Source organism: Aeribacillus sp. FSL K6-3256 (assembly GCF_037965805.1).
Classification (GTDB): domain Bacteria; phylum Bacillota; class Bacilli; order Bacillales; family Aeribacillaceae; genus Aeribacillus; species Aeribacillus composti.
The window spans coordinates 2,158,745-2,182,990 of record NZ_CP150188.1; the positions used below are offsets into that span (position 1 = coordinate 2,158,745).

Consider the following 24,246-nt stretch of genomic DNA (forward strand, 5'->3'; position numbering starts at 1 on the left):
TTTTATTTCTTAATTTGATTCATAACTTCTTCAGCAAAATTTTCTTGACGCTTTTCAATTCCTTCTCCAACTTCATAGCGAACAAACGCTTTTACGTTTGCGTTTTGTGCTTTGACGAAATCGCGTACTTTTTGATCAGGATTTTTTACAAAATTTTGCTCTAAAAGGCAAATTTCCTCAAAAAATTTGCCGAGACGACCTTCCACCATTTTTTCTACAATGTTTGCAGGTTTTCCTTCTTGAAGAGCTTGTTTTTTAAGAACTTCGCGTTCGTGCTCCACTTCAGCCTGAGGAACATCTTCACGAGAAATATAACGCGGATTAACCGCTGCGATATGCATTGCTACATCTTTTGCAGCAGATTCATCATTTGTTCCCTCAAGCACCGTTAATACTGCAATGCGTCCGCCCATGTGCAAGTAAGCGCCGAAGACATCTTGATCATTTTTCTCGACAACTTCAAAACGGCGTAATGTAATGTTTTCGCCAATTTTAGCAATAGCAGCATGGATGTATTCCTCCACTGTTGAACCGTTTTCCATTTTGGAAGCCAATGCGTCTTTTAAATCAGCTGGTTTGCTTGCCAGCAAGTGTTTAGCCAAATCTTCAATTAATTGTTTAAAAGAATCATTTTTTGCAACGAAGTCTGTTTCGGAATTCACTTCCAAAATAACAGCTGTATTGCCGTCAGTTTTGATTAATGTCAAGCCTTCTGCAGCGATTCGGTCAGCTTTTTTCGCAGCTTTCGCTATGCCTTTTTCACGAAGATAATCTATTGCTTTGTCCATATCACCATTTGTTTCAGTCAATGCCTTTTTGCAGTCCATCATGCCTGCACCGGTTTTTTCCCGAAGCTCTTTTACCATTTGAGCAGTAATTGCCATAAAAGTTCCTCCTTCAATTCGTATGCTTAAAAAAGGTGATAAAAGGCTAAAATCCCCTCTTATCACCTTTTGTCATTTAGGCAGTTGTAGTTTCTTCGCCTTGTTTGCCTTCTAAAACAGCATCTGCTATTTTGGAAGTTAACAATTTGACGGCGCGGATTGCATCATCATTTGCAGGGATTACATAATCGATCTCATCCGGATCGCAGTTTGTGTCAACGATGCCGATAATCGGAATATTTAATTTGCGAGCTTCCGATACAGCGATGCGCTCTTTGCGAGGATCGATAATATAAACAGCATCAGGCAGCTGTTTCATTTCCTTAATGCCGCCTAAAAATTTCTCAAGGCGTTCCAATTCTTTTTTCAAACGAACTACTTCTTTTTTCGGCAATACATCAAATGTGCCGTCTTCTTGCATTTTTTCAATTTCTTTTAAACGAGCAATTCGTTTTTGAATTGTAGCAAAGTTCGTTAATGTTCCTCCCAGCCAGCGCTGATTGACGTAAAACATTCCTGCGCGTTCTGCTTCTTCTTTAACAGATTCCTGCGCCTGCTTCTTCGTACCAACGAATAAAATGTTGCCTCCATTTGCAGCTAACTCTCTTGCAAATTGATACGCTTCCTCAACTTTTTTTACTGTTTTTTGAAGGTCAATGATGTAAATTCCGTTCCGTTCAGTGAAAATATAGCGTTTCATTTTCGGATTCCAACGGCGTGTTTGATGACCGAAATGAACACCAGCTTCTAATAATTGTTTCATTGAAATAACTGACATTTTCATTCCTCCTAATGGTTTTTCATCCTCCGCCCGCTTCATTTTTAAGCATGACTGCACAAAACAGCACCGATGCTTAAATCAACAGACGTGTGTATTAGCACCAAAAACAAATATAACATATGGAAGTTTGGCAATCAAGAAAGAATTCAATCGTTTTGTTGAAATTTCATGACGAGTTCAATTTCTGTTTTGCCGACATGTAATGTTTGTGCGATTTCGTCTATAGTATATCCTTTCTCTAATAATTGGAATACTTGTTTATGCAAATTTTTTCTTTTATCTTTAGGCTCTTCTATAAGCTCTGCATCCTTGTCGATAGGCTCTACATCCGCGCTCGCATCTTTCTGGATTGTGCTCACTTCCACCTTGTCTTCCAGCTGCGCAACTAATTTTTCGAGATCAAAAGAACCGGGCTTGGCGCTGTTTTGCTCGAGCTGTTCAAGAAATTGTTTGTTTTCTTCTTTTAATTCCAATAAAAACATCGCGAGCGAATCTTCTGCTTCTTTTAATAATTGTTCCTGCTTTTCTTCTATTTTTTTTACATTTTGATAGCGTGTATAAAGGAGAATGATAAAGTAAAACGAAACGATGTGCAAAACAAAGCTCAGTAAAAGAAATACCGCCATGTTTCAACCTCATTTAATTGTATTCTTTTTAAGATAAAAGCTTAACGAGCGTTCCTTTTAATTTATATAATGCTTTCGAATGAATTTGCGAAATTCTCGAAGTGGACAAATTCAGCACGTTTCCTATCTCTGTTAATGTTAGCTCTTCTTTATAAAACAAGCTTAATACGAGCTGCTCCTTATCGTTTAATTGTGAGATCAATTTTGTTAAATGCTCAAATAATTCCTCTTTTAACAGATGCTCTTCCGGAGTTAATGTTTTATCATCCTTAAGGACAATATTCATCTGTTCCCCTTCTTCTTGGTCATGCAATTGTTCATCAATTGACAAGACATTGGCAAAAAAGTTTTCATTGACGACATGAACGACTTCTTCGGGTGTCATACCCAACTCTTCTGCAACTTCATTAGGCGTCACATTGCGATGATATTTTTGCTCCAATCGCTCAATGGCTGCTTCCACTTTTTTTGCTTTTTCCCGAAAACTTCTTGGAAGCCAATCTTCTTTCCTTAGTCCGTCAAGAATGGCTCCGCGTATGCGGAAGGATGCATACGTATCGAATTTTAAATCTCGTGTAGGGTCAAATTTTTCCAGTGCATCATATAATCCCATCAATCCAAAACTTATTAAATCATCTTTATCGACATTTTTTGGAAGACCCACTGAAATACGACTGACATGATAGCGGACAAGCGGCATATATTTTTTGACGAGCATGTTGCCCGCATCTTGATCACGGTGACGAAACCACTTGTCCCAGTACACCCTTTCATCATTCAGTGTCATCGATTGGACCATTGCCTTTTTCCTCCTTCTAAAATGTCAATCTCCGGCTATATTTGCTTCACTCCAAGATTGACGGTGCGAATCGTCAAAATGAATGAATTCGTATCAAATTCAATGGTTCTTCCATTTTTACCGCCAACATCTTCGCTAACGATAGGGATATTACTGCTCAACAAATGCTGTTTGACCGCTTCAACATTTCTCGGACCTATTCGCATGATTTTGGAAGATGGCCGATGCGGAAACATTTCAGCTCCTCCAGCTATTTTCGCTTTAAAAAACATGATGTTTCCTCCATAGTTTTTTAAAAGACGAATTAATTCTGTTACAGCCGTATCCGCATATTTTGCACAATTTAAAGGCTCCTTGTTTGAAAGCGAAGAATCAGGCAGCATTATATGAGCAAGTCCTGCCAATTTATTTACATCATCATAGATGACGAGTCCGACGCAAGATCCTAATCCAGTTGTTCGAATTTTCCACGGAGCTTTCACAACATTCATTTCCGAAATACCGACTTTTACAACATTTTCAAAATGCCCCATTTCACTAAACCTCTAATATGTCAAAAATTTTTTTATATGACTGTGAGTCGGGCAGAAAGAAAATATGCCCTCTTATTAATTCGGAATCTTGATGCCCTTCTTCTTTTATAACAGCATCGATGACAAGTGCTTCATCACTTTCAAGCGAAAGCTCGATCAGAGCATGACTGATAATCGCGCCGAACATATCACATTGGATGGCAGGAACGGACGGATTAACCATCAAATTGGTCATGTTCGATAAAACAGATAAATAGGATCCAATCAGGATGTTGCCGAGCTCCTGCAAAACAGAGCATTCCATTTCTTTCATAGTTGAAGCATCCTGAAGAACATAATCATTCATTAATGCTTTTGCATATTTTTTAGCCTGCGGGATCGGCAAAATGAAAAACATCGATCCAGTTATATCCTCTTGAATGCGGATGTATACAGCCGTAACCTCTGTTTCCGCACCGCCTGCTAAATCCATCACATCGTTAAAAGAGGCGACATAAACGTTCGGAACTTTCATTTCAATTTTTTTATTAAGAAGCTGGGACAGACTCGTTGCGGCATTTCCCGCTCCGATATTGGCAATTTCCTTTAATATATCGATCCTTTTGTTTGATAAATCAAACAACTTGCTCATGCTCTATTACCCTCTGATTTTCTTTGCTCAGCACTTTTTCAAGGTCAAGGAGCATAATCAGCCGTTTATCCAATTTTGTAATTCCTTTTATAAACTCGGTTTCTACTTGTTCGATGACGCTTGGAGCAGGTTCAATACTGTCTTCAGATATATCGACGACATCATTGGCAGAATCAACAATCAATCCAACTTCCATTTCATTTTGAACAGCTATAATCACTCTCGTCTGATCTGTTATTTCTTTTTCCGGCATATTCAATCTTTTTCTTAAATCTATGATCGGAGTGACAACACCGCGCAAATTGATGACTCCTTTTATATAGTCAGCTGTTTTCGGAACGCGGGTGATATGGTCAACTTTTTCAATCGATTTCACATTTTGTACAAAAACCCCGTATTCTTTGTCTTGCAGCTGAAAAACTATGACCTTCTGTTCATTAAATACACTATTTGCCATTCTCATCTTCCCCTTCCATCAAGCATTACTGGATTAATGCATTACAATCAACGATCAATGCAACTTGACCGTCTCCTAAAATTGTGGCACCTGAGATGGCGAATACATTTGTCAAATATTGTCCTAACGATTTCAAAACAATCTCTTGCTGACCGATGAAGGAATCGACAACTAAACCAGCCATTTTATCTCCTTTTTTGACAACGACGATTGAAACATAATCTTGGTCATCCTCGGCGTCCACTTCAAAAATTTCTTTTAAAAACACTAGAGGTACAATTTTTCCGCGATAATCAATCACCTTGTTTTGATGTGTCTGTAAAATATCTTCTTTTTTAATAACAAGGGATTCAATGATAGACGAAATCGGAATACCGTATTTTTCATTTCCAACTTCAATGAGCATGGCGGAAATAATCGTTAATGTCAGCGGGAGCTGGATCGAGAATAAAGATCCTTTTCCTTCTTCCGACTCAATGGTGATGCTTCCTCCGAGCGATTCGATTGTATTTTTCACTACATCAAGCCCTACACCCCGTCCAGAGACATCTGAAATTTTTTCAGCCGTTGAAAAGCCTGATGCGAAAATGAGTTCATGAATTTGTTTTTCCGTTAATGTTTCGCTTGCCTCTTTTGTAACGATTCCCCGCTCAATAGCTTTTTGCAATACCTTTTTCTGATTGATTCCTGCACCGTCGTCTTCGATTTCGATAAAGACATGATTTCCGCTGTGATATGCGCTGAGCCGCAGCGTTCCTTCTTCTTTTTTGCCATATTTCAGGCGGGTTTCAGGCGTTTCAATCCCATGGTCGATCGCATTTCGGATTAAATGCACAAGCGGATCGCCAATTTCATCAATGACGGTCCGATCCAATTCGGTTTCAGCGCCAGTGACAACTAAATTGATTTTTTTATTTAAATCGCGGGCGAGATTTCTCACCATTCTCGGGAAGCGGTTAAAAACGGTTTCGATTGGAATCATGCGCATATTTAAAATAATGTTTTGCAAATCAGCTGAAACTCTGGACATTTTCTCAACCGTTTCTTTCAGCTCCGAGTGATTTAATTCTTTTGATATTTGCTCTAAACGCCCTTTGTCGATGACTAATTCTTCAAACAAGTTCATTAAAATATCGAGGCGCTCAATGTTGACGCGGATCGTCTTTTGCTGGTTTTTCTTCTGTTTTTGGCTAGTGTCTTTCGAGCTGTCCTTCTGCTGACGGCTTTGCTTGCTGGAAACAGTAGTTTGTTTGCTAGCAGCAGTTTGTTGGCTGGCATTAGATTGTATGCTGGAAACAGACTGCTGTACTCTTTCAGTACTTGGCTTTTCTACATTCACTTTTTCAACTAGTACTTCTTCAACCTCTGAAATTTTCAATAGGCTGTTCCGGATAAAGTCCTTATCTTCCTTCGTAATGTAGGCAACCGAAAAATTGTTGTCAAACTTTTCTTCTTCGAGTAAATCAACAGAAGGCGATGATTTGACCACTTCCCCGTGCTTCTCAAGCAATTCAAAAACCATAAATGCTCTCGCTGCTTTTAAGATGCAGTCTTCTCGAAGCCGAATGTTGATTTCGTATACTTGAAATCCTTGTTCAATTGATTGAAGAATGACCGTCCTGTCATATTCATCAAACTTCAGTTTTTTCACATCCTGCACTTGTTCTCTTGATGTTTCATTTTCATCTGTCTCATCTTCAATTTGTTCTCCGCTTTCAATCGCTTGCAGTTTTTTCACAATGGCCGAAACATCTTTTTTGCCGTCTCCTCCATCCGCAATCGATAAAACAATTTCCTCCAAATTCTCCAATGCTTCAAAAAGGACATCCATAATTTCAGGCGTTACTTCTAATTTTTGATTGCGAATGGCGTCAAACACATTTTCTATTTTATGTGTTAAATCGGCTAAATCTTCAAACCCCATCGTTGCGCCCATTCCTTTTAATGTATGGGCGGAGCGAAAAATTTCGTTCACAATTCCTAAATCATCCGGATTTTGTTCAAGCTCCAAAAGCTTTTCGTTGCACGACTGCAAATGTTCTTTACTTTCTTCAATAAAAATGTCCAAATATTGATTCATTTCCATGGCAGCACACTCCTTGGATTTAGATCAGCTTTTGAATTAAATACGGAATTTCCATTAAATCTTCCACGTAATCAACCACATTCGCTTGGATGGCGGATTTTGGCATCCCAAATATAATGGAGGTTTTTTCGGACTGTGCGATCCCTGTCGCATCTGTCCTTTCTTTTAATGCTTTCAAGCCTTTTGTCCCGTCAGAACCCATTCCCGTTAAAATACAAGCAATCGTTTGATAATATTTTAAATTCGATAAAGATTCAAACAGTACATCTACTGAAGGTCTGTGCCCTCTCTTTTTTTCCGATTGATCCAGTTCAATGAATAAATTCCCTTGTTTTTCTATTACTTTCATATGGCTGCCTCCAGGCGCTATGTATGCTACCCCATTTCTGACGATTTCTTGATGCTCGCCTTCTTTTACTTCGATGTTTGACATTTCATTTAATCGTTCAGCCAACGATTTTGTAAATCCTGGCGGCATATGCTGTACGATGAAAATCGGCGAATTCAGGTTTTTCGGGAAGCATGGAACGATTTTTTGAAGGGTGCTCGGTCCGCCAGTAGAAGTTCCAATGGCAATTAAAGATTTTTTTCGCTGTCGATGGCTCTTTTCTTTCATCATCTCCTTTCGAGGAAATGTGTCGATCTCTTTTTTTAACATCTGAACTTTTTCTTTTGCCCGTTTTGCTGCTAGAACTTTTGCAATTAATTCTTCTTTCACTTTAAATATGTCAAGAGATATGGAGCCGGAAGGTTTCGGGATAAAATCAAACGCCCCGAAAGCTAAAGATTTTATCGTGTTTTCGGCTCCTTCTTTCGTCGAACTTGAAAGCATAATGACTGGCCTTGGAAACTTGTCCATGATAATCTGCAAAGTATCAAGCCCGTTTAAAACCGGCATTTCAATATCTAACGTCACAACATCAGGATCAAGCTCTGCGATCTTTTCAATTCCTTCTTTTCCATTTTTAGCTGTGCCAATCACATCAATGGAAGGACTCTCTAAAAGCAAATCGGAAATCAACTTTCTCATAAATGCCGAATCATCAATAACCAAAACCTTTACACGACTCAAAAACATCACCTACTTGAAAACAAAGATCTAAGAGAATGAATAAATCCTTTTCTTTTTATTTTACCATTTAAGTACATCTCTGTTATATTTTCTAGTGCTTTCGATATAGGAGCATTCGGAAAACGCAAAATAAACGGAATTTGTTCCATGACTGATTTCTGCACATGATCATCCTCCGGCAAACTGCCGAGCAAATCAATTGTTTTATGTAAAAAACGCTCTGCAGTGGTTCTAATTTTTTCCCATGTTTCTTTCGCTTCAATGTTTTTCTTGAATCGATTGACAACTACTTTCATCACCTTTTCTTGATCGAACTGGTGAATGAGCTTTATCGCACTGTAGGCGTCCATAATCGATGTCGGTTCAGGCGTCGTAATGACGATAATTTCGTCCACTGCAAGCAAAAATTTCAAGCTGTCTTTCGAAATTCCTGCCCCCATATCAAATAAGATGGTGTCGTATTTCTCTATTATTCTTTCAAGCTCGTAAAGAAAAAATTGAAACTCTGCTTCATCGATTGTGACAATATTGGAAAGGCTCATTCCTCCTGACAAATACTGCAAATTTAAAGGACCTTTTTTGATAATTTGTTCAATTCCAATGCGGTTTTTCAGCAAATCGACAATTGATCTTTCTTGATACTGCTGTCCAAGCAAAAGATCGATGTTTGCCATCCCAATATCGCAATCTACCAGCAGTACACGGTCGTTTCGTTTTTTGATCAAGTTTAAAGCGAAATTTAAAACGAAATTCGATTTGCCGACTCCCCCTTTTCCGCTAATCACAGCCACTGTTTTTGCATGACGGTTAGGCGGAGAGTCTTTTATCACCGCATATTTGTTTTGCTGAATAATCCTTCTGAGTTGTTCTGCTTGATCCATATCCTGCTACCCCATTAAATATTGAATAAAAGTTTCATGATCCAGCTTATGAATGTCGTCTGGAACATCTTGACCGTCAGTCATATATCCGGCACCAATCTTTGTTTTGTAGACGATGTTATACATAGCTCCATAAGAGGAGGTTTCGTCATGTTTAGTAAAAATAAATTGATGAATCGGCAAATGAGAAAATTGGTTATAAACTTTTTCCATATCTTCAAATTTTGAAGTTAAAGAAAATACTAAAAATGTTTCCATTTCATCCTGAAAGTCAATGGTTTCGCTTAAATCTTGCACATATTGCTGTTCAAGGAAGTTCCGGCCCGCCGTGTCAATAAAAACGATGTCGCAGTCATTCAGCTTCTTTTTCCCTTCCTGAAAATCAAATGAGTTATAACAAACTTCAAGCGGGGCATTTAAAATTTCGGCATATGTTTTTAATTGATCGATCGCAGCAATTCGATAAGTGTCCGTCGTAAGAAATCCGATTTTTTTCTTGTAATTTATTTTGCAGATTGCGGCAAGCTTTGCCAATGTCGTCGTTTTTCCAACACCGGTTGGTCCTACAACATTCACAAATTTTTTTGAAAAAGTAATGCCGTGAAAAGGAATGTCCGAAATCCTCTTTTTTAACTCTTTCTTCAATTGAAATTCCAGCTGTTCGTTTGTCAGCTTTTTTTGATGGATCAAATACGTTTCCAGTATAGATGCGATCACATCCTGTTTAATCGGCTGCAGCAAACCTAACGAATCAATTTTTTGTTCGATCTCTTTTAGGTCAGGATGAATAACAGTACTGTTTACGGACATGGATTGAACGAGATCCTTCAGTTTTTTTATTTCATTCAGTACAGGAGACATCTCTAATTGTTGGCCCGTTTGATGTTCTATTTTTTCTTTTTGGGACCCGCTGATCATTTCATCTTCTTCGTCAATGCCCGCCACCACTTCAATCATTTTTTTCTTAAACATTCCTAGAAATCCACCAGTATAGACGACTTTCGAATTGAGGATGACAGCATTTTGACCGAGTTGGCTGCGAATCGTCTTCATCGCCTCTTGCATAGTATGGGCTTTGAATTTTTTAATCTTCATTAAATATTCACCACTCCGACACTTTGTACTTCAATGTTTGATTCAAGTTCGTTGTATGACAATACGGGTACATCAGGCAAATATCGCTCGATCAGCTGCCGTGCATACATTCTAACAGAAGGCGAGCAGAGCAAGATTGGCGTTTGCTCTTCCATTGCCAGCTGTTCCACATTTTTTGCAATGGCTTCGACAATCCTTTGTGATACATGCGGCTCCAATGACAAAAAGGTTCCTCGTTCCGTTTGCTGCACGCCATCGGCAATGGCTTTTTCTACTTGAGCGGAGAGAGTAATGACTTTCAATGTCTCCCCTTCTTTTGCATACTGGCTTGTAATTTGTTTTGCCAGCGACTGTCTTACATATTCAGCTAAAATTTCCGGATCTGTTGTAAATTTGGCATAGTCAGCTAATGTTTCAAAAATAACCGGCAAATTTCGAATAGAAATTTTTTCTTTAAGCAGTTTCGCCAAAACTTTTTGAATATCTCCTATAGAAAGTGGATTCGGCGTAACTTCTTCCACTAATATCGGGTATGTTTCTTTTAAATGATCGACAAGCTGTTTTGTTTCGTGTCGTCCAAGCAATTCATGAGCATGCCTCCGGATCGTTTCCGTAATGTGAGTAGAAACAACGCTAGGAGGATCGACGACCGTATATCCTGCCAATTCAGCTTGTTCTTTTAAATGTTCGCTGATCCATTTTGCAGGAAGTCCAAACGAAGGCTCAATTGTGTCAATCCCTTCAATCGAATCATTATCCATTCCTGGCGCCATCGCCAAATAATGATCGAGCATAATTTCACCTTTCGCCGCTTCGTTTCCTTTAATTTTTAATCTGTATTCATTCGGCTTTAATTGGATATTATCCCGTATTCGGACGACAGGAATGACAAGGCCCAATTCTACGGCAAGCTGCCTTCTGATCATTACGATCCGATCCAACAGGTCTCCCCCTTGTCCGCTATCAGCAAGAGGAATTAAACCATATCCGAATTCAAATTCAATTGGATCCATCGATAAAAGATTCATCACTTGCTCCGGACTTTTCGCTTCGTTCATTTCCACTTCTTCTTCAACAATCTCTTCGTCTTTTTCAATTTGTTTCTTCGTACGATTCATCGCAAATGCTAAGAAAGCAAACATGAGAGCGATCGGAGTTGTTACGATCGGACCAATCGGAGTAACAATACCTAAAATAAAGATGATTCCTGCGGTAACATACAGCAGCTTTGGAAATGCTAAAAGCTGGTTCGTAATGTCTTGTCCTAAATTTCCGTCAGAAGCAGCTCTCGTGACAACAATCCCTGTTGCCGTTGAGATTAATAAAGCTGGAATTTGGCTGACTAATCCATCTCCAACTGTAAGAAGCGTGAATTTTGAAACAGCTTCTTGAAAAGAAAGCCCCTGCTGGATCATGCCGATGATAATTCCGAAAATAATATTGATCAGCACAATTATGACACCAGCAATCGCATCTCCTTTTACAAATTTGCTTGCTCCGTCCATTGCGCCATAAAAATCTGCTTCTCTTGCAATCGTTTCTCTCCGTTTTTTTGCCTCGTCTTCCGAGATGATTCCCGCATTCAAGTCTGCATCAATACTCATCTGCTTACCGGGCATGGCATCAAGCGTAAAGCGGGCTGCCACTTCTGCTACCCGTTCAGATCCTTTTGTAATGACAACAAATTGAATAATAACTAAAATGATAAATACGACAAAACCAACAAGGATATTTCCACCGACAACAAAAGTTCCAAACGTTTCCACGACTGTTCCCGCTTCTCCATTAGCTAAAATCGAACGCGTTGTGGAAACGTTTAAGCCGAGTCGATATAACGTTAACAAAAGCAAAAGAGAAGGAAAGATTGAAAATTGTAAAGGCTTTTCAATGTTCATGGATGTAAGGAGGACGAGCAAGGCAAGAGATATATTAATGATAATCAATATGCTCAGCAGCCATGAAGGCAGCGGGATGATAAGCATGGCAACAATTAAAATGACAGCTACTATAACCGATAAATCTCTTGCTGACATGATACTTCCTCCTAGCAAAATTGTTACACTTTTTGTTTTTGACGATAAACATAAGCTAAAATTTCAGCCACAGCCTTAAAAAATTGTTCAGGAATCATCTCGCCAATTTCCACTTGGTCATACAAAGAACGAGCGAGCTGCCTGTTTTCGACTGTTATGATTTCATGGGCTTTGGCAATTTGCTTGATCTTTTGCGCGACAAAATCTGTTCCTTTTGCAACTACGACAGGTGCATCGTGTTCCTTTTCATCATACTTTAAGGCAACTGCATAATGAGTAGGGTTCGTAATGACGACATCAGCTTTCGGAATTTCCTGCATCATCCTTCTCATCGCCATTTCCCTTTGTTTCTGTTTAATTCTCGATCTAATTAACGGGTCGCCTTCCATTTTTTTGTACTCATCTTTTACTTCCTGCTTAGACATGCGAATGTTTTTTTCGAAATCCCATCTTTGATACAAGTAATCTAGCAATGCGATGAACAAAAGCGCACCTGAAGCATATAGTCCTATCTGCACCGCCAGCTTTGAAATTGAAGCAAAAGCTCGTTCAAGCGGCATTTGCGGAAGTCGCAAAATCTCCTGCCAATTGAAATAAATATACGCAAAGGTTACCCCGCCGATAAAGAAAACTTTTAAGATCGATTTCAAAAGCTCGACAATTGCCCGAATGGAATATATGCGTTTAAATCCTTCAATCGGATTCAGTTTATTTAATTTCATTTTCAACGGTTCAGTTGTAAAAAGAAATCCAACTTGAATATAATTACTGAAAACCCCAGCAACGAAGGCTGCTATCATGAATGGAGCGGTAATTTGAGCGCCTTCCAATACATATTTATTAAAGATTGAATGCACATTTTCTTCTGTGATATCCGTCAACAAATAATCTTCAAAAGTAGAATGGAACATGTTTAAAATATTATCAATCACCGTTTTCCCGAAAAACAGCAATGACAGAAAAACTAAAAACATGGTGATGGCTGTGTTCAAATCGGGACTCTTGGCAACCTGCCCTTTTTTCCTGACATCCTGCCGCTTTCTCGGAGTCGCTTTTTCCGTTTTTTCTCCGGCAAAATATTGCAAATCTAACGGTAAATAATTCATGCGCCATCACCTAATAAATTCATTAAGGTTCTCATCACATCGAACATGTATTGGAAAAGCCCCTGAATCAGCATAAATATAATGCCTAAAACGAGCACCATCATCAGAAAGCTGACGCCAATTTTAATGGCAAACCCAATGACAAATACATTCATTTGCGGAACTGTCCGGGCAACAATCCCTAGAGCAAGGTCAACTAAAAAGAGCGAAGCGACTATCGGAAGCGCCATTTGAAATGCTACGAGAAACATTTTGCTGAACGCCTTCAAAACTTGTTCGGCAACAGCTCCATCAGAAATCGGAATAAAATATTGATCCGGAGGGATTACTTGAAAACTGTATACAATCCCGTTAATCAGCATATGGTGCCCGTTTAGGCTCAGCATGAGCAATAGGGCAAAAGAATAAAGAAATTGTCCAATTAACGGCGTTTGAACTCCTGTCTGCGGATCAATAATATTCGCGATGATAAACCCCATTTGAAAATCGATTAAGCTTCCTGCAATGTGGACAGCTGACATGATGATATATGCGATCAGACCAATGAATAGTCCGATTAAAACTTCTTTTATTATCAGCGGGTAGAAATTCGCATCTAAGTCAACCTTTCCCTCATCGATCGTCATGACGATGATAAGGGAAAGGAAAAAAGACATGCCAATTTTAAACCGCATCGGAATATTCCGATATGAAAATAATGGAAGTGTTGCAATAAAAGCTGTTATTCTTGTAAACACAAGCAAAAAAAGCGGATAATACTCCAGCATCATCATTCAACTCATCCAACAAATTGATTGAGATTGCTGAAAATATTATGTGTATACGACAAAATGACAGATAGCATCCATGGGCCAAAAATAATCAATCCGACCAAAACAGCCACAATTTTTGGTATGAACGCCAATGTCTGTTCCTGTATTTGTGTCGTTGCTTGAAAGATGCTGACAATTAAGCCGACAACAAGCGATATTAAAAGAAGTGGCCCACTGATCATTAAAGTTGTATAAACCGCTTTTTCTGCTATGGAAAGGATCATTTCGGTACTCATTGGCTCACCTACTTATTTTAAAAACTTTGCAGCAATGATTTGACAACTAAGTACCAGCCGTCCACGAGCACAAACAGCAATATTTTAAAAGGCAATGATATCATGACAGGAGGAAGCATCATCATTCCCATTGACATGAGGACACTTGATACAACCATGTCAATGATTAAAAAAGGAATAAAGATCATAAAACCTATTTGAAACGCTGTTTTTAATTCGCTGATGGCAAATGCAGGCACTAAAGCCACGAGCGGAATATCGTCAATCGTCTCAGGATTTTCAATATTGGCGTAATTTAAAAACAAAGCTAAATCTTTTTGTCTCGTATGTTTGCTCATAAATTCCTTTATCGGCTTTTCCGCCTGTTCATACGCTTCCTCAATAGTTATTTCATTGTTGAACAAAGGATTCAAAGCTTTTTCATGTATTTCTTGAAAAGTCGGTCCCATTATAAAAAAGGTTAAAAAAAGTGCAAGGCCGATGAGCACTTGGTTGGGCGGCATTTGCTGGGTAGCAAGCGAAGTTCGCACAAACGATAACACGATGACGATGCGCGTAAAGCAAGTCATTAAAATCAATATCCCTGGTGCAATGGACAAAACGGTGAGCAGAAGCAAAAGCTTCACAGTCGTCGCAACATTTTCCGGATCATTTTGATTAAAATAGCTAAAAAACTCACTCATTTTTTTGATCCTTTCTGCCGAAGACGCTGCATCTGTTCACGTCTTTCTTTTAATAGTGATTCCAGTTCTTTTTTGAAGGAGGTCTTCTCGCTACCCTTTTGTTTATGATTATTTAGAATGAAGCGCATCATATTTTGTTCAAAAGAATTGTTGCCGGGCTCTTTCTGCATGTCGATAATTTTCTTATATTCCTCTTCATCATTAATTTCTTGTAATAGTTCAATCGTATCCCCGACGCCAACGATTAGAATGCGATTCCCCACCTTCACCAGCTGGATGGACTTGTTTTGTCCTAAGGAAATGCCGCCGAGATTTTGTAAGTATTTAGTTTCTTGCGGAAGCTTCATTTTTTTGTTTAAAAATTTTAATAAAAAGATTAAGAGACCTAAAACAAGAATAAGTGTAAAAATCATTTTCAAAGCATCGAATACTGATAAGGAGGTGCTGTTGCCACCATCTTCAACCAATTCGTTCGTCGCTTTCTCTTCTTTTTTTTCATCCTGTTGATCGGATGTCTGCTGTTTTAAATATTCCTCAACGGTGGGATTTTTCACGGCTGCATGCACGAAATCGGCGTTTATTGGAACATAAAAAAACAACAGCCATAAACAGCACAAATATGTAATACGTCGTTTCAATGCAAATGCTCCTTATCCCAATGTCTTTTGAATAGCTTCCAGTACACGATCGGCCTGAAAAGGTTTCACAATAAAATCTTTGGCACCAGCTTGAATAGCATCGATTACCATTGCCTGCTGTCCCATCGCTGAACACATGACAACTTTTGCATTTGGATTAATTTTGCGGATTTCCTTTAAAGCAGTGATGCCATCCATTTCAGGCATTGTAATATCCATCGTGACTAAATCAGGCTGCAATTCTTTAAATTTTTCGACTGCCTGCGCACCATCTGCAGCCTCTCCTACTACTTCATATCCATTTTTTGTCAATATATCTTTGATCATCATTCTCATAAATGCTGCATCATCAACGACTAAAATCCTTTTTGACATTTTGCTCCTCACTCCTATCAACTATTTTAGATTCATTATCCGATCTGCTTGACTCATGATATCCGTTACGCGAACACCGAAATTTTCGTCGATGACAACTACTTCACCTTTTGCTACCTTTTTGCTGTTTATGAATATGTCGACTGGCTCCCCGGCCAGCTTATCAAGCTCGATAATGGATCCTTTAGACAATTCCAAAATTTGTTTGATGGATCTTTTTGTTCTTCCAAGCTCAACCGTTACATTTAAAGGAATGTCGAGCAGCAACTCCAAATTGTGCGTGTCTACAGATTGATTCGTTTGTTCATCAAACGTCGCAAATTCAACAGGTTTAACTTCCACAGGCTGAGCTTTTTCCTTCTCGCTTTTTTCTATATGCAGCTGTTGATTTTCTCGCGCTTCTTCAGGTTCTGATTGCACGTTATTTGATGCCTCTTTACTCGCTTTATTCATTAATTCAACAACGAGCTGTTTAGCAAAATCAAGGGGTAAGAGCTGCATAATATTCGAATCAATTAAATTGCCGACAGTTAATCGGAAGGATACCTTTACAAGCAGTTCATCATCAGGAATAGCATCGGTTCCTTCCCCTTCTTTAACATTCAATAATTCGAGGCGAGGCGGTGAAATATCTATTTTTTTATTTAAAACGGTTGACATTGATGTGGAAGCAGATCCCATCATTTGATTCATCGCTTCCTGGACAGCACTTAATTGAATTTCCCCCAATTCGTCCGGGTTGGAACCATCCCCGCCAATCATTAAATCAGCAATGACAGCAGCATCGCTTTGTTTAATTACAAGCAGATTGCTGCCGGACAGCCCTTCTGTAAAAACTACTTCTATTGCTACGTATGGATGTGGAAACTCCTTTGCCAGTTCTTGCTTATTAATAATTGACACGCTCGGAGTAGTGATTTCTACTTTTTGATTAAGCAAGGATGATAAAGCTGTAGCAGAACTGCCAAAAGAAATATTTCCTATCTCCCCAATCGTATCTTTTTCAATATCATTCAATAGATTGTCAGTTTCAGTTGATTCTTGATTTCCCCCTTTTAATAGAGAATCGATTTCCTCTTGTGACAACATGTTATCAGTCATCAGCTTCGTCACCTCTCTCTATGTGGCCTAATATTTGAACGGCCAGCTTCTTGTTCTTTTTGCCAGGCTGTCCAAAAAATTTAGGGACGTCACCTACTTTAATCACCAACGGGTCGCTGGTCGATTGATCAAGACGGATCATATCCCCCACTCGCATTTCAAGAAACTCTTGAACTGTCACAACGGACGTCCCTAATTCCGCAACCACCGGAACTTCTGCAAGCTTTATCCGGTTTTTGATTACTTCCGTTTCCACAGAGTTTTGGGCTTTCCTTTCTGATTGCATCCAATAATGGACGGAAAGCTTTGGAATAATTGGTTCCAACACAACATGGGGAATACAAAGGTTTATCATTCCGCTCGCTTCTCCCACTTGTGTATTAAGGGAAATAACAACAACTGTGTCATTTGGAGATACCATTTGCAAAAATTGCGGATTTACCTCAAATTCCTGCATGCAAGGCTCAATGTCCAAAATGGTACTCCAAGCTTCACGGTAGTGCTCCAAAGTTTTTTCGAAAATGGATGCAATAATTTTCATTTCAATTTCTGTTAATTGTTCAATCTTATTCATGGAAGCCCCGAAACCGCCCATTAACCGATCCATCATTGCGTACGCAATATTTGGGTTCACTTCCATAATAATTCTTCCATCAAGTGTCCCAAGTTCAAAAACATTTAAAACCGTCATTTTCGGAATGGAACGGACAAACTCTTCATAGGGCAGCTGGTCTACAGACGTGACGGTTATTTGGACATATGTCCGCAATTGCGCAGCAAAATACGTCGTTAAAAGCCTTGCGAAATTTTCATGCACTCGAGTAATGCTGCGAATTTGATCTTTTGAAAAACGAAGAGCACGTTTAAAATCGTAAACTTTTATTTTCTTTGCTTCTTCTTCTTTCTTTAATTCATCAACATTCATTTCACCGGTCGTTAATGCAGATAATAGCGCATCAATTTCACTTTGCGATAAAATTTCATTTGACATAATGAGAACATCACCTCCTTATCCCTTTTTTGTCTATTGAAGGATAAAGGAAGTCGTGTACACTTGTTTCACTTCTCCTTCTTGTAAAAGCGCATCGACCTTCTTTTTAATCGTATCTTTAAAGCGGTCCATTCCAGCTTGCCCTTCCAAATCTTTTGCTTCCATATTTGCCAGTTCGGTTATAATAATATCTTTTATTTGAAATTCTCTCTTTTCTAATTCTTCTCTCGCTTTTTTGTCAGATGCTTCAATTTTGAAAGAAAGTCTTACAATATTTTTACTTTTTAAGTTTGTCGTAATTTCAGGAACATCAAATGACGATTCCACCACCTCGTCGATGGAGCGGTTTTTCGCTTCTACCGGATCCTTCGTAAAAAATTCCATGACGACAAACGTAGTCAGTGCAGCAATTCCAACGGTTGAAATGACGATTAATAATGCAGTTATAAATTTTTTACTCATTTTCTTGTCCCCCGAAATAGAAAGCTTTCCCAAAACCAAATTGTTTATAAAGCTCATTGATTTTTGTTACTACTTCCGTCTGTGAATCTTTTACTATATATTTTTTGCCGGATATTAACGTAATAGTCGTATCAGGAAACGATTCAATCCGTTCGATTAACAACACATTCAGATAAAAAGCTTCGCCATTCAGTTTTGTTAATTTGATCACGTTTCAAGCTCCCCCGTTCTTCCTATTAACGTTTTAAGCCAAGGAGCTCCTGCAAAATTTCGTCAGAAGTTGTGATGATTTTCGTATTTGATTGAAAACCTCTTTGTGCCACAATCATTTCCGTAAATTCTTCCGCCAAGTCCACATTGGACATTTCTAGTGAACTATTAATCAATGAGCCTGCTCCATCCTCTCCTGGAACGGAAAGTTCGTTAAGCTGCAGCCCATTGCCATTTTTGTCGATAGAACCAGAGTTAGGCGTTTCTCTAAAAAGATTGCTTCCGATTTTTTCTAATCCTTCTGGATTTGGAAAGTTCGCAAGCCGGATTTGTCCAGCGACTTTTAACTGACCGTTTCGATCAATAAACGTAACCTTTCCATCAGGCCCGATGCTAAAGCTTTTAGCCGAAAGCGGAATTTGGATGAGACCGGCTTCTCCGCTCAACGAATCCGTCCATTGCGCCTCTTTTAAACTTTCGGCAATATCTTCGTATTTAATGACTGCTTGCCCAACATTGTTAAGGGCAACTTTATAATTCTCAATTGTCCCGATCAACTTCGTCATTAAATCAAGCGTATTCGTGTCAGCACTTGAACCTAACGGGATAGCTGTTGACGGATTTTGCGGATAATCCCCCGCTGTAATCGGCAGAATCGGATTCGTGATTGTTGTAATGACGTCAGTATATGGCGGTGTATTGTTAAAATTATTAATAGAATTATTTAATTGTCCGATTGCCGTTTCAAACTGGTTTCGAATATTCCCAAACCCTGACGTTGGGTTTGTAATGGCTGCATTAAACTCTGTCCATATATCAATTAAAGCATTACGTGCATTTTGCATAGAGGTGTATAAAGGTGATGGGTTTTGTCGTCCGTCTTTTTCCCATATTTCCACCGCATCATTATATGCTTCATAAGCTTCCATCAATGCATTCGCTCTTTTTGAAATGTCTCTCAACGATTCATACATATTTTTATAAGGTGTATTGAAAGACGTGATTTGCTGAAGCGCTGCATTTGCTTTTTGAATTCCTTGATCTGTCGGAGGAATTTTTTCACCTGTTTCGCCAATTAAGTAAAGCCCTTCGCCAGTTACTAAATATCCGTTTGCATCCAAATAAAAGTTTCCAGCGCGGGTGTATGCTAAATCAATTGCTCTATCAATGGCGCCCAAAATTTTATTGTCTCCAAATTGTCCTGCGTAATCAATGTTGACTCTCGTTAAATCGGTAATCACTCCGACAGGAAAAAAACCGTCTCCGCTGATCGCTACATCAAGAAGTCTTCCCGTTGATTGAGTTGGTCCAGATGTATGAACAGTGTCGATTGTTCCGATTGCCGCACCCAATCCTACCTGTGCAGGATTTATACCTCCTCGTCCATTTACAGCGGCGCTTGCGCCTGAAATTTGCTGGTTGACTAATTCTTTAAAAGTGACACGTCCTTTTTTGAAGCCGTACGTGTTGACATTCGCGATATTGTTGCCAATGACATCCAATTTCAATTGAAAATTTTTCATTCCGCTAATACCAGAATACATGGAACGCAACATATGAACCTCTCCCTTTCTTTAAAATTTTAATATTATTATCCTTCCTGATCAGATGAATCGTTTTCTCCAGCTTCGGATACTTTCGTAATACTTGAGCTTTCCACTTCATCGCCGTTGGCAAGCGCAATGATGACTGTATCTCCATTCATCCGCACGCTTTTGACAATGCTCTGCTTTTGCTCACCTTCTTTTGAGTATTCTACCGATTTGCCGATGAGCTGCGAATATTTGATGAGTGCATCCGATTTTAAAAAGGCTTCAAGCGATTTATTCATGTTTGTTATTTGTTCCAATGTTGAGAAATTCGCCATTTGAGCAATAAACTCTTTATCTTCCATTGGATTTAGCGGATCCTGATATTGCAATTGGGTAATCAATAACTTCAAAAAATCATCTTTTCCAAGAGTTGACTTAGCTTCCCTTGCTTTGTTTTCTGTATAGGTCGATAACAAATAGCTGTCGATGGAAATTCCGCTCATAAGAACCTCCTATATAATGGCATTTACATACTCTTTTAATTTTTCCATAAAAGTTTGGTCGTTCTGCTGTTCATTTTGATGCTTTTCTTGATCTTCCCCGTTATGTTGCTGCGAATTGCCACGTCCTCTTTTTTCTTGAAAGAAATAATGCTCTTCGTCAAAAATATCAAAGCGGTCAATTTGCAATGTTATATTCGGCAGCGAATGCTTTAACTGCTGAATACTATGCTCTAACAATTCTTTCGCTGATTGAGTCGATGTCTTAATTTTGGCGCTCATTTGGTCGCCATCTTTTATTAATTGAATGGTAATGGTCCCTAAATGCTCCGGAGTGAGCCGTATCGTCAATTTTTGTGCGCCATTGGGAAGCTGGCCAAATCGACTTGTTTTTATTACGTCTTTTAACTTTTGAAAAAATTCCTCTTGGACGTCTATACTCAGTTCAGAATCAATTTGCGAAGCCGGATTTTCTGAGCCAAATTTGTTTATGTATGATGTAAGAGTCAACTCAAACGTATCCTTCGTTTGGCTCGTTAGGAAATTTCCAACACTTTTTTGTTCAGCACGGCTCTCTTGTTGAACAAACTCCATTAGAGGATGCGTTCTTGCCAATATTTCCTCACGCTGCACCAATGGTTTCTTATTCGTGTCCATTTGTTGTATAAAATGAAGCGGCTCTGATGTTTCTAGATCATTAGGCAATATGTCAGCTATGGTAGCACTATGATTCTCATATCGTCCAATCCGACCAGCTGTTAAAATATTTTGAAGCATCGTGCTGCCTAGATCTCCATACTTTCTAGTAATGGTTTCAAAAACTTCGAGCATTCGAATAAACTCGTTCGGCTCATTTCGTTGCAAATAAGCTAAAATAGCAGTGATTTGCTGAAAAAGTACAGTTTTTTCCGGACTTTGCTCCGTATGATCAACATTCAATTCCATATTGCTCGCAAATGTCAATTCCAAATTTTCAGAAGAAGGTTGGCTGACAGAAGATAAACTGCTGTCTTCTCTCTCCTGTTTGTCTTGAGCGTCTGTTTCCTGATCGTGCAAAATGTCAAGAGAGAGCCAATTTTTGATCACATCTTGCAACTCTTCTAAGATAGTTGTTTCGATTTCTAATTTTTTCGGTTCATTTCCTTTCACCTGATCGGCTGGCTTCATGTTCACAAGCTGATCAAAAAACGTTTGAAAAGTTGACTCTTCCTTTTTTTCTTCTCCGTTTGTTGATTGTATGTTTCGCGTGTTCAATTGGAAAAACTGCAATTTAATGGCATCCATTTGTTCACCTCCTGTAATATGATCAGAATGTTCATGTAAGTTATTTATTGAGCAGCTGCCTCTTCAGTTGCTGATGGTGCAGATTCGGCTGCTGGTTGTTCAGATTGAGCTGCTGATTGCTCGGATAACAGCTTCGTATATTTGGCAGCGTCTTGGGGAGTCATTTTTTCTAAAATTCTAGCAAGCACGGCTTTTTTTAAAGATGATAGTATGCTGACTGCTTCATCATCAGAAAGCTCTGTAATGATGGCAGCTGCTTTTTTACTTGACATTTCCCCATATACTTTCGCAATATCAACGGCTTGTTGTTGATTTTTTTGCGGATTGGTTTGAGCTGCGTTTTCCAATGAGTTGATTTGCTGTGTCAGCTCTTGTATTTCTTCATCCTTGCTTTTCAGCTGTTCTTGCAGCTGATTGATTGTGTTTTCCTGCTCTTCAATCTTTTGCTTGAGCTCTTCTTGCTCTTTTTCCAGCTGCTCGTTCAGCCTTTCAAGATTTTCTTGCTTCTGACCTCCTTGCGCTAAGTCCGAAATAATCGGAATATTTTGGGCCGGCAGAATGCCGAGAAAAAACATGACGATTACGGCGACAAGCCCAAGACTAAAAAGTGATAAAAATATGGTCAAGAAAGTTTTTAAACCGCCTCGTTTCTTTTCTTTTTTCGCCATCATTTCCACCTAATTTCTATGAAACGAATATGTAATGATTGATATTTCATCCATCATTTTTCCTTCTTCTCGTTTCCTTAGCTCCATAAATTTCTTGTAATCTTTTTCTTTTATTTTTTCATATTGCTTTACTTCTATATGTTTTTGCATCAAAATCGACTGTTTTTCATTCATTGCATTACGAGAATAAATGACAAGCTGCTGGTAATGCTCAATTGTTTTTTCCAAATTTTGAACAAACTGTTGATACTGCTTAATTTCTTGAACGGACATCCCTTTGTTCAATTTTTCTTCCTGAAGCTTTACGAACTCCTCTTTTTGTTTTAAAAATGTGTACAGCTTTGTTGCAACTTTTTTAAAATTCTCAACGGAATCTTCATATTCTTTTGATGATTTTCGTTTCTCATTTTCCTTTACATCCAATATTTTTTGGTAGCGGAAATGGTATGTCATGTCTTGTCACCTTCTTCAAGTAGCGAAATTAATTGCTGTACGCTTTCCTCAAAAGTTATTTTTTCATTCATATGCTGCTGAAGAAATCCGTTTATTTTCGGATAATAATCCATTGCTTGATCCATTTCTTTTGAAGAGCCTCTTTTATATGCGCCGATCTTAATTAAATCTTCTGACTCGGTATATGTAGAGTACAATGCTTTCAGTTTGTTCGCAGCTTCGAGATGCGCCGGTTCGGCAATATGGTTCATAAGGCGGCTGACGCTTTTTAAAATATTAATTGCAGGAAAATGTCCACTATTCGCCAACTCGCGATCGAGCACAATATGCCCGTCCAAAATTCCTCTCACAGTATCCGCTATCGGCTCGTTCATATCATCGCCATCAACTAAGACAGTATAAATGGCTGTGATCGAACCCTTTTCATTATTTCCTGTTCTTTCTAAAAGTCGAGGAAGCATGGCGAACACTGAAGGGGTGTATCCTTTTGTCGTCGGCGGTTCCCCAACTGCCAGTCCAATTTCCCTTTGCGCAATCGCTACTCTCGTGACTGAATCCATCATAAACATGACATTATATCCTTTATCTCGAAAATATTCTGCAATCGCCGTTGCAGAATAGGCAGCTTTAATTCTCATTAAAGCCGGCTGATCGGAGGTTGCCGCCACAATAATCGTCCGCTTTAGCCCTTCTTCCCCTAAATCTCTCTCAATAAATTCGCGAACTTCTCTTCCCCTTTCACCTATTAAGGCAATCACATTTATATCTGCTCCTGAGCTTCTTGCGATCATTCCGAGCAAAGTACTTTTTCCAACGCCGCTTCCTGCAAAAATACCTACCCGCTGACCTTTCCCAATCGTTAAAAAACCGTCAATTGCTTTCACTCCCACTTCAATTTTTTGGGTGATCGGCGGCCGGGTTAACGGGTTCGGCGGCTCATTCTCAGACAGAATAGTCGTTAAACCTTTTGGAAGATTGGATCCGTCCATTGGATGACCAAATGCATCTAATACTTTGCCGATCAGGCTGATTCCCGATTTTATTTTCAGGGGCGAGCCTGTTGCTTCCACGACACAGCCAGGTGCAATTTGGTTGACCTTTGTAAATGGCATTAATAGAATATTTTCTTCTTTGAATCCAACAACTTCTGCCAGCGTTTTTTCATTTTTTCCTACATGTACATAGCAAACATCACCGATGGAGCATTCAGGTCCGCGTGATTCAATCATGAGTCCGACTACTTTTTTCACTTTTCCATATCTCTTATAAGAGTCCAGCCGATCTATTTGGTCGATCAATTGAGCTACTTTCAATCGC

28 protein-coding genes are annotated in these 24,246 nt (G+C 39.0%); all 28 read right to left on the minus strand.

Annotated elements, in window-relative coordinates:
• Positions 1-2: 2 nt before the first annotated feature.
• Complete coding sequence (gene tsf, locus NSQ84_RS10230; RefSeq protein WP_063386691.1) at positions 3-884, minus strand: translation elongation factor Ts; 882 nt, start codon at positions 882-884, stop codon at positions 3-5.
• A gap of 76 nt (positions 885-960) precedes the next feature.
• On the minus strand, positions 961-1,662 hold the full coding sequence (gene rpsB, locus NSQ84_RS10235) for a 30S ribosomal protein S2 (protein WP_063386690.1): 702 nt from the start codon (positions 1,660-1,662) through the stop codon (positions 961-963).
• Between the two features lie 149 nt (positions 1,663-1,811).
• A complete protein-coding gene (locus NSQ84_RS10240; protein WP_327873764.1) occupies positions 1,812-2,291 on the minus strand; it encodes a hypothetical protein in 480 nt (159 codons plus the stop codon).
• Between the two features lie 28 nt (positions 2,292-2,319).
• Positions 2,320-3,090 (minus strand): FliA/WhiG family RNA polymerase sigma factor, encoded by a 771-nt coding sequence (locus NSQ84_RS10245; RefSeq protein WP_063386688.1) that lies wholly within the window; start codon positions 3,088-3,090, stop codon positions 2,320-2,322.
• A 35-nt stretch (positions 3,091-3,125) separates the two neighbouring features.
• Positions 3,126-3,623: a chemotaxis protein CheD gene (locus NSQ84_RS10250; RefSeq protein WP_063386687.1), complete on the minus strand. Its 498-nt coding sequence runs from the start codon at positions 3,621-3,623 to the stop codon at positions 3,126-3,128.
• A 4-nt stretch (positions 3,624-3,627) separates the two neighbouring features.
• Positions 3,628-4,254, minus strand: coding sequence for a chemotaxis protein CheC (locus NSQ84_RS10255; protein WP_066246481.1), 627 nt, complete (start codon positions 4,252-4,254; stop codon positions 3,628-3,630).
• A complete protein-coding gene (locus tag NSQ84_RS10260) occupies positions 4,238-4,711 on the minus strand; it encodes a chemotaxis protein CheW (protein ID WP_063386685.1) in 474 nt (157 codons plus the stop codon). The genes NSQ84_RS10255 and NSQ84_RS10260 overlap by 17 nt, the downstream gene beginning before the upstream one ends.
• A 25-nt stretch (positions 4,712-4,736) precedes the next feature.
• The gene (locus tag NSQ84_RS10265) at positions 4,737-6,797 is read right to left on the minus strand and encodes a chemotaxis protein CheA (protein ID WP_130156284.1); all 2,061 of its coding nucleotides are present in this window, start codon (positions 6,795-6,797) and stop codon (positions 4,737-4,739) included.
• A gap of 19 nt (positions 6,798-6,816) precedes the next feature.
• Entirely contained in the window at positions 6,817-7,869 is a 1,053-nt protein-coding gene (locus NSQ84_RS10270) for a chemotaxis response regulator protein-glutamate methylesterase (RefSeq protein WP_063386683.1), read from the minus strand.
• A 5-nt stretch (positions 7,870-7,874) separates the two neighbouring features.
• Positions 7,875-8,750: a MinD/ParA family protein gene (locus tag NSQ84_RS10275; protein ID WP_063386682.1), complete on the minus strand. Its 876-nt coding sequence runs from the start codon at positions 8,748-8,750 to the stop codon at positions 7,875-7,877.
• A gap of 6 nt (positions 8,751-8,756) precedes the next feature.
• Complete coding sequence (gene flhF, locus NSQ84_RS10280) at positions 8,757-9,845, minus strand: flagellar biosynthesis protein FlhF (protein WP_094246036.1); 1,089 nt, start codon at positions 9,843-9,845, stop codon at positions 8,757-8,759.
• Positions 9,845-11,878, minus strand: coding sequence for a flagellar biosynthesis protein FlhA (flhA, locus tag NSQ84_RS10285; RefSeq protein WP_066246489.1), 2,034 nt, complete (start codon positions 11,876-11,878; stop codon positions 9,845-9,847). Before flhA ends, flhF begins: the two co-directional genes overlap by 1 nt.
• Before the next feature lie 23 nt (positions 11,879-11,901).
• On the minus strand, positions 11,902-12,984 hold the full coding sequence (gene flhB, locus NSQ84_RS10290) for a flagellar biosynthesis protein FlhB (protein WP_063386679.1): 1,083 nt from the start codon (positions 12,982-12,984) through the stop codon (positions 11,902-11,904).
• On the minus strand, positions 12,981-13,757 hold the full coding sequence (fliR, locus tag NSQ84_RS10295; RefSeq protein WP_066246491.1) for a flagellar biosynthetic protein FliR: 777 nt from the start codon (positions 13,755-13,757) through the stop codon (positions 12,981-12,983). The genes flhB and fliR overlap by 4 nt, the downstream gene beginning before the upstream one ends.
• Before the next feature lie 5 nt (positions 13,758-13,762).
• Positions 13,763-14,032 (minus strand): flagellar biosynthesis protein FliQ, encoded by a 270-nt coding sequence (gene fliQ, locus NSQ84_RS10300; RefSeq protein ID WP_063386677.1) that lies wholly within the window; start codon positions 14,030-14,032, stop codon positions 13,763-13,765.
• A gap of 17 nt (positions 14,033-14,049) precedes the next feature.
• Positions 14,050-14,715 carry a flagellar type III secretion system pore protein FliP gene (gene fliP / locus NSQ84_RS10305; RefSeq protein WP_063386676.1) on the minus strand — a complete coding sequence of 222 codons (666 nt, stop codon included), beginning with the start codon at positions 14,713-14,715 and terminating at the stop codon, positions 14,050-14,052.
• Positions 14,712-15,353 carry a flagellar biosynthetic protein FliO gene (locus NSQ84_RS10310; protein ID WP_311066227.1) on the minus strand — a complete coding sequence of 214 codons (642 nt, stop codon included), beginning with the start codon at positions 15,351-15,353 and terminating at the stop codon, positions 14,712-14,714. Before NSQ84_RS10310 ends, fliP begins: the two co-directional genes overlap by 4 nt.
• A gap of 12 nt (positions 15,354-15,365) precedes the next feature.
• Positions 15,366-15,728, minus strand: a complete 363-nt coding sequence (locus NSQ84_RS10315) for a response regulator (protein ID WP_063386674.1) — start codon at positions 15,726-15,728, stop codon at positions 15,366-15,368.
• 21 nt (positions 15,729-15,749) lie between these two features.
• Entirely contained in the window at positions 15,750-16,829 is a 1,080-nt protein-coding gene (fliY, locus tag NSQ84_RS10320) for a flagellar motor switch phosphatase FliY (RefSeq protein ID WP_327873763.1), read from the minus strand.
• Positions 16,822-17,820, minus strand: a complete 999-nt coding sequence (gene fliM, locus NSQ84_RS10325; RefSeq protein ID WP_063386672.1) for a flagellar motor switch protein FliM — start codon at positions 17,818-17,820, stop codon at positions 16,822-16,824. The genes fliY and fliM overlap by 8 nt, the downstream gene beginning before the upstream one ends.
• A gap of 33 nt (positions 17,821-17,853) precedes the next feature.
• A complete protein-coding gene (gene fliL, locus NSQ84_RS10330) occupies positions 17,854-18,282 on the minus strand; it encodes a flagellar basal body-associated protein FliL (protein WP_066246495.1) in 429 nt (142 codons plus the stop codon).
• Positions 18,275-18,493 carry a flagellar FlbD family protein gene (locus NSQ84_RS10335; RefSeq protein WP_063386670.1) on the minus strand — a complete coding sequence of 73 codons (219 nt, stop codon included), beginning with the start codon at positions 18,491-18,493 and terminating at the stop codon, positions 18,275-18,277. Before NSQ84_RS10335 ends, fliL begins: the two co-directional genes overlap by 8 nt.
• Positions 18,494-18,518: 25 nt before the next feature.
• Positions 18,519-20,048, minus strand: a complete 1,530-nt coding sequence (locus NSQ84_RS10340) for a flagellar hook-basal body complex protein (RefSeq protein WP_094246041.1) — start codon at positions 20,046-20,048, stop codon at positions 18,519-18,521.
• Positions 20,049-20,083: 35 nt separating this feature from the next.
• Positions 20,084-20,527: a flagellar hook assembly protein FlgD gene (gene flgD / locus NSQ84_RS10345; RefSeq protein ID WP_063386668.1), complete on the minus strand. Its 444-nt coding sequence runs from the start codon at positions 20,525-20,527 to the stop codon at positions 20,084-20,086.
• A gap of 9 nt (positions 20,528-20,536) precedes the next feature.
• A complete protein-coding gene (locus tag NSQ84_RS10350; protein ID WP_327873762.1) occupies positions 20,537-21,808 on the minus strand; it encodes a flagellar hook-length control protein FliK in 1,272 nt (423 codons plus the stop codon).
• Between the two features lie 44 nt (positions 21,809-21,852).
• A complete protein-coding gene (locus NSQ84_RS10355) occupies positions 21,853-22,476 on the minus strand; it encodes a hypothetical protein (protein ID WP_066246501.1) in 624 nt (207 codons plus the stop codon).
• A gap of 9 nt (positions 22,477-22,485) precedes the next feature.
• The gene (fliJ, locus tag NSQ84_RS10360; RefSeq protein ID WP_063386665.1) at positions 22,486-22,929 is read right to left on the minus strand and encodes a flagellar export protein FliJ; all 444 of its coding nucleotides are present in this window, start codon (positions 22,927-22,929) and stop codon (positions 22,486-22,488) included.
• The gene (gene fliI, locus NSQ84_RS10365; protein ID WP_327873761.1) at positions 22,926-24,242 is read right to left on the minus strand and encodes a flagellar protein export ATPase FliI; all 1,317 of its coding nucleotides are present in this window, start codon (positions 24,240-24,242) and stop codon (positions 22,926-22,928) included. The genes fliJ and fliI overlap by 4 nt, the downstream gene beginning before the upstream one ends.
• Positions 24,243-24,246 lie beyond the last annotated feature (4 nt).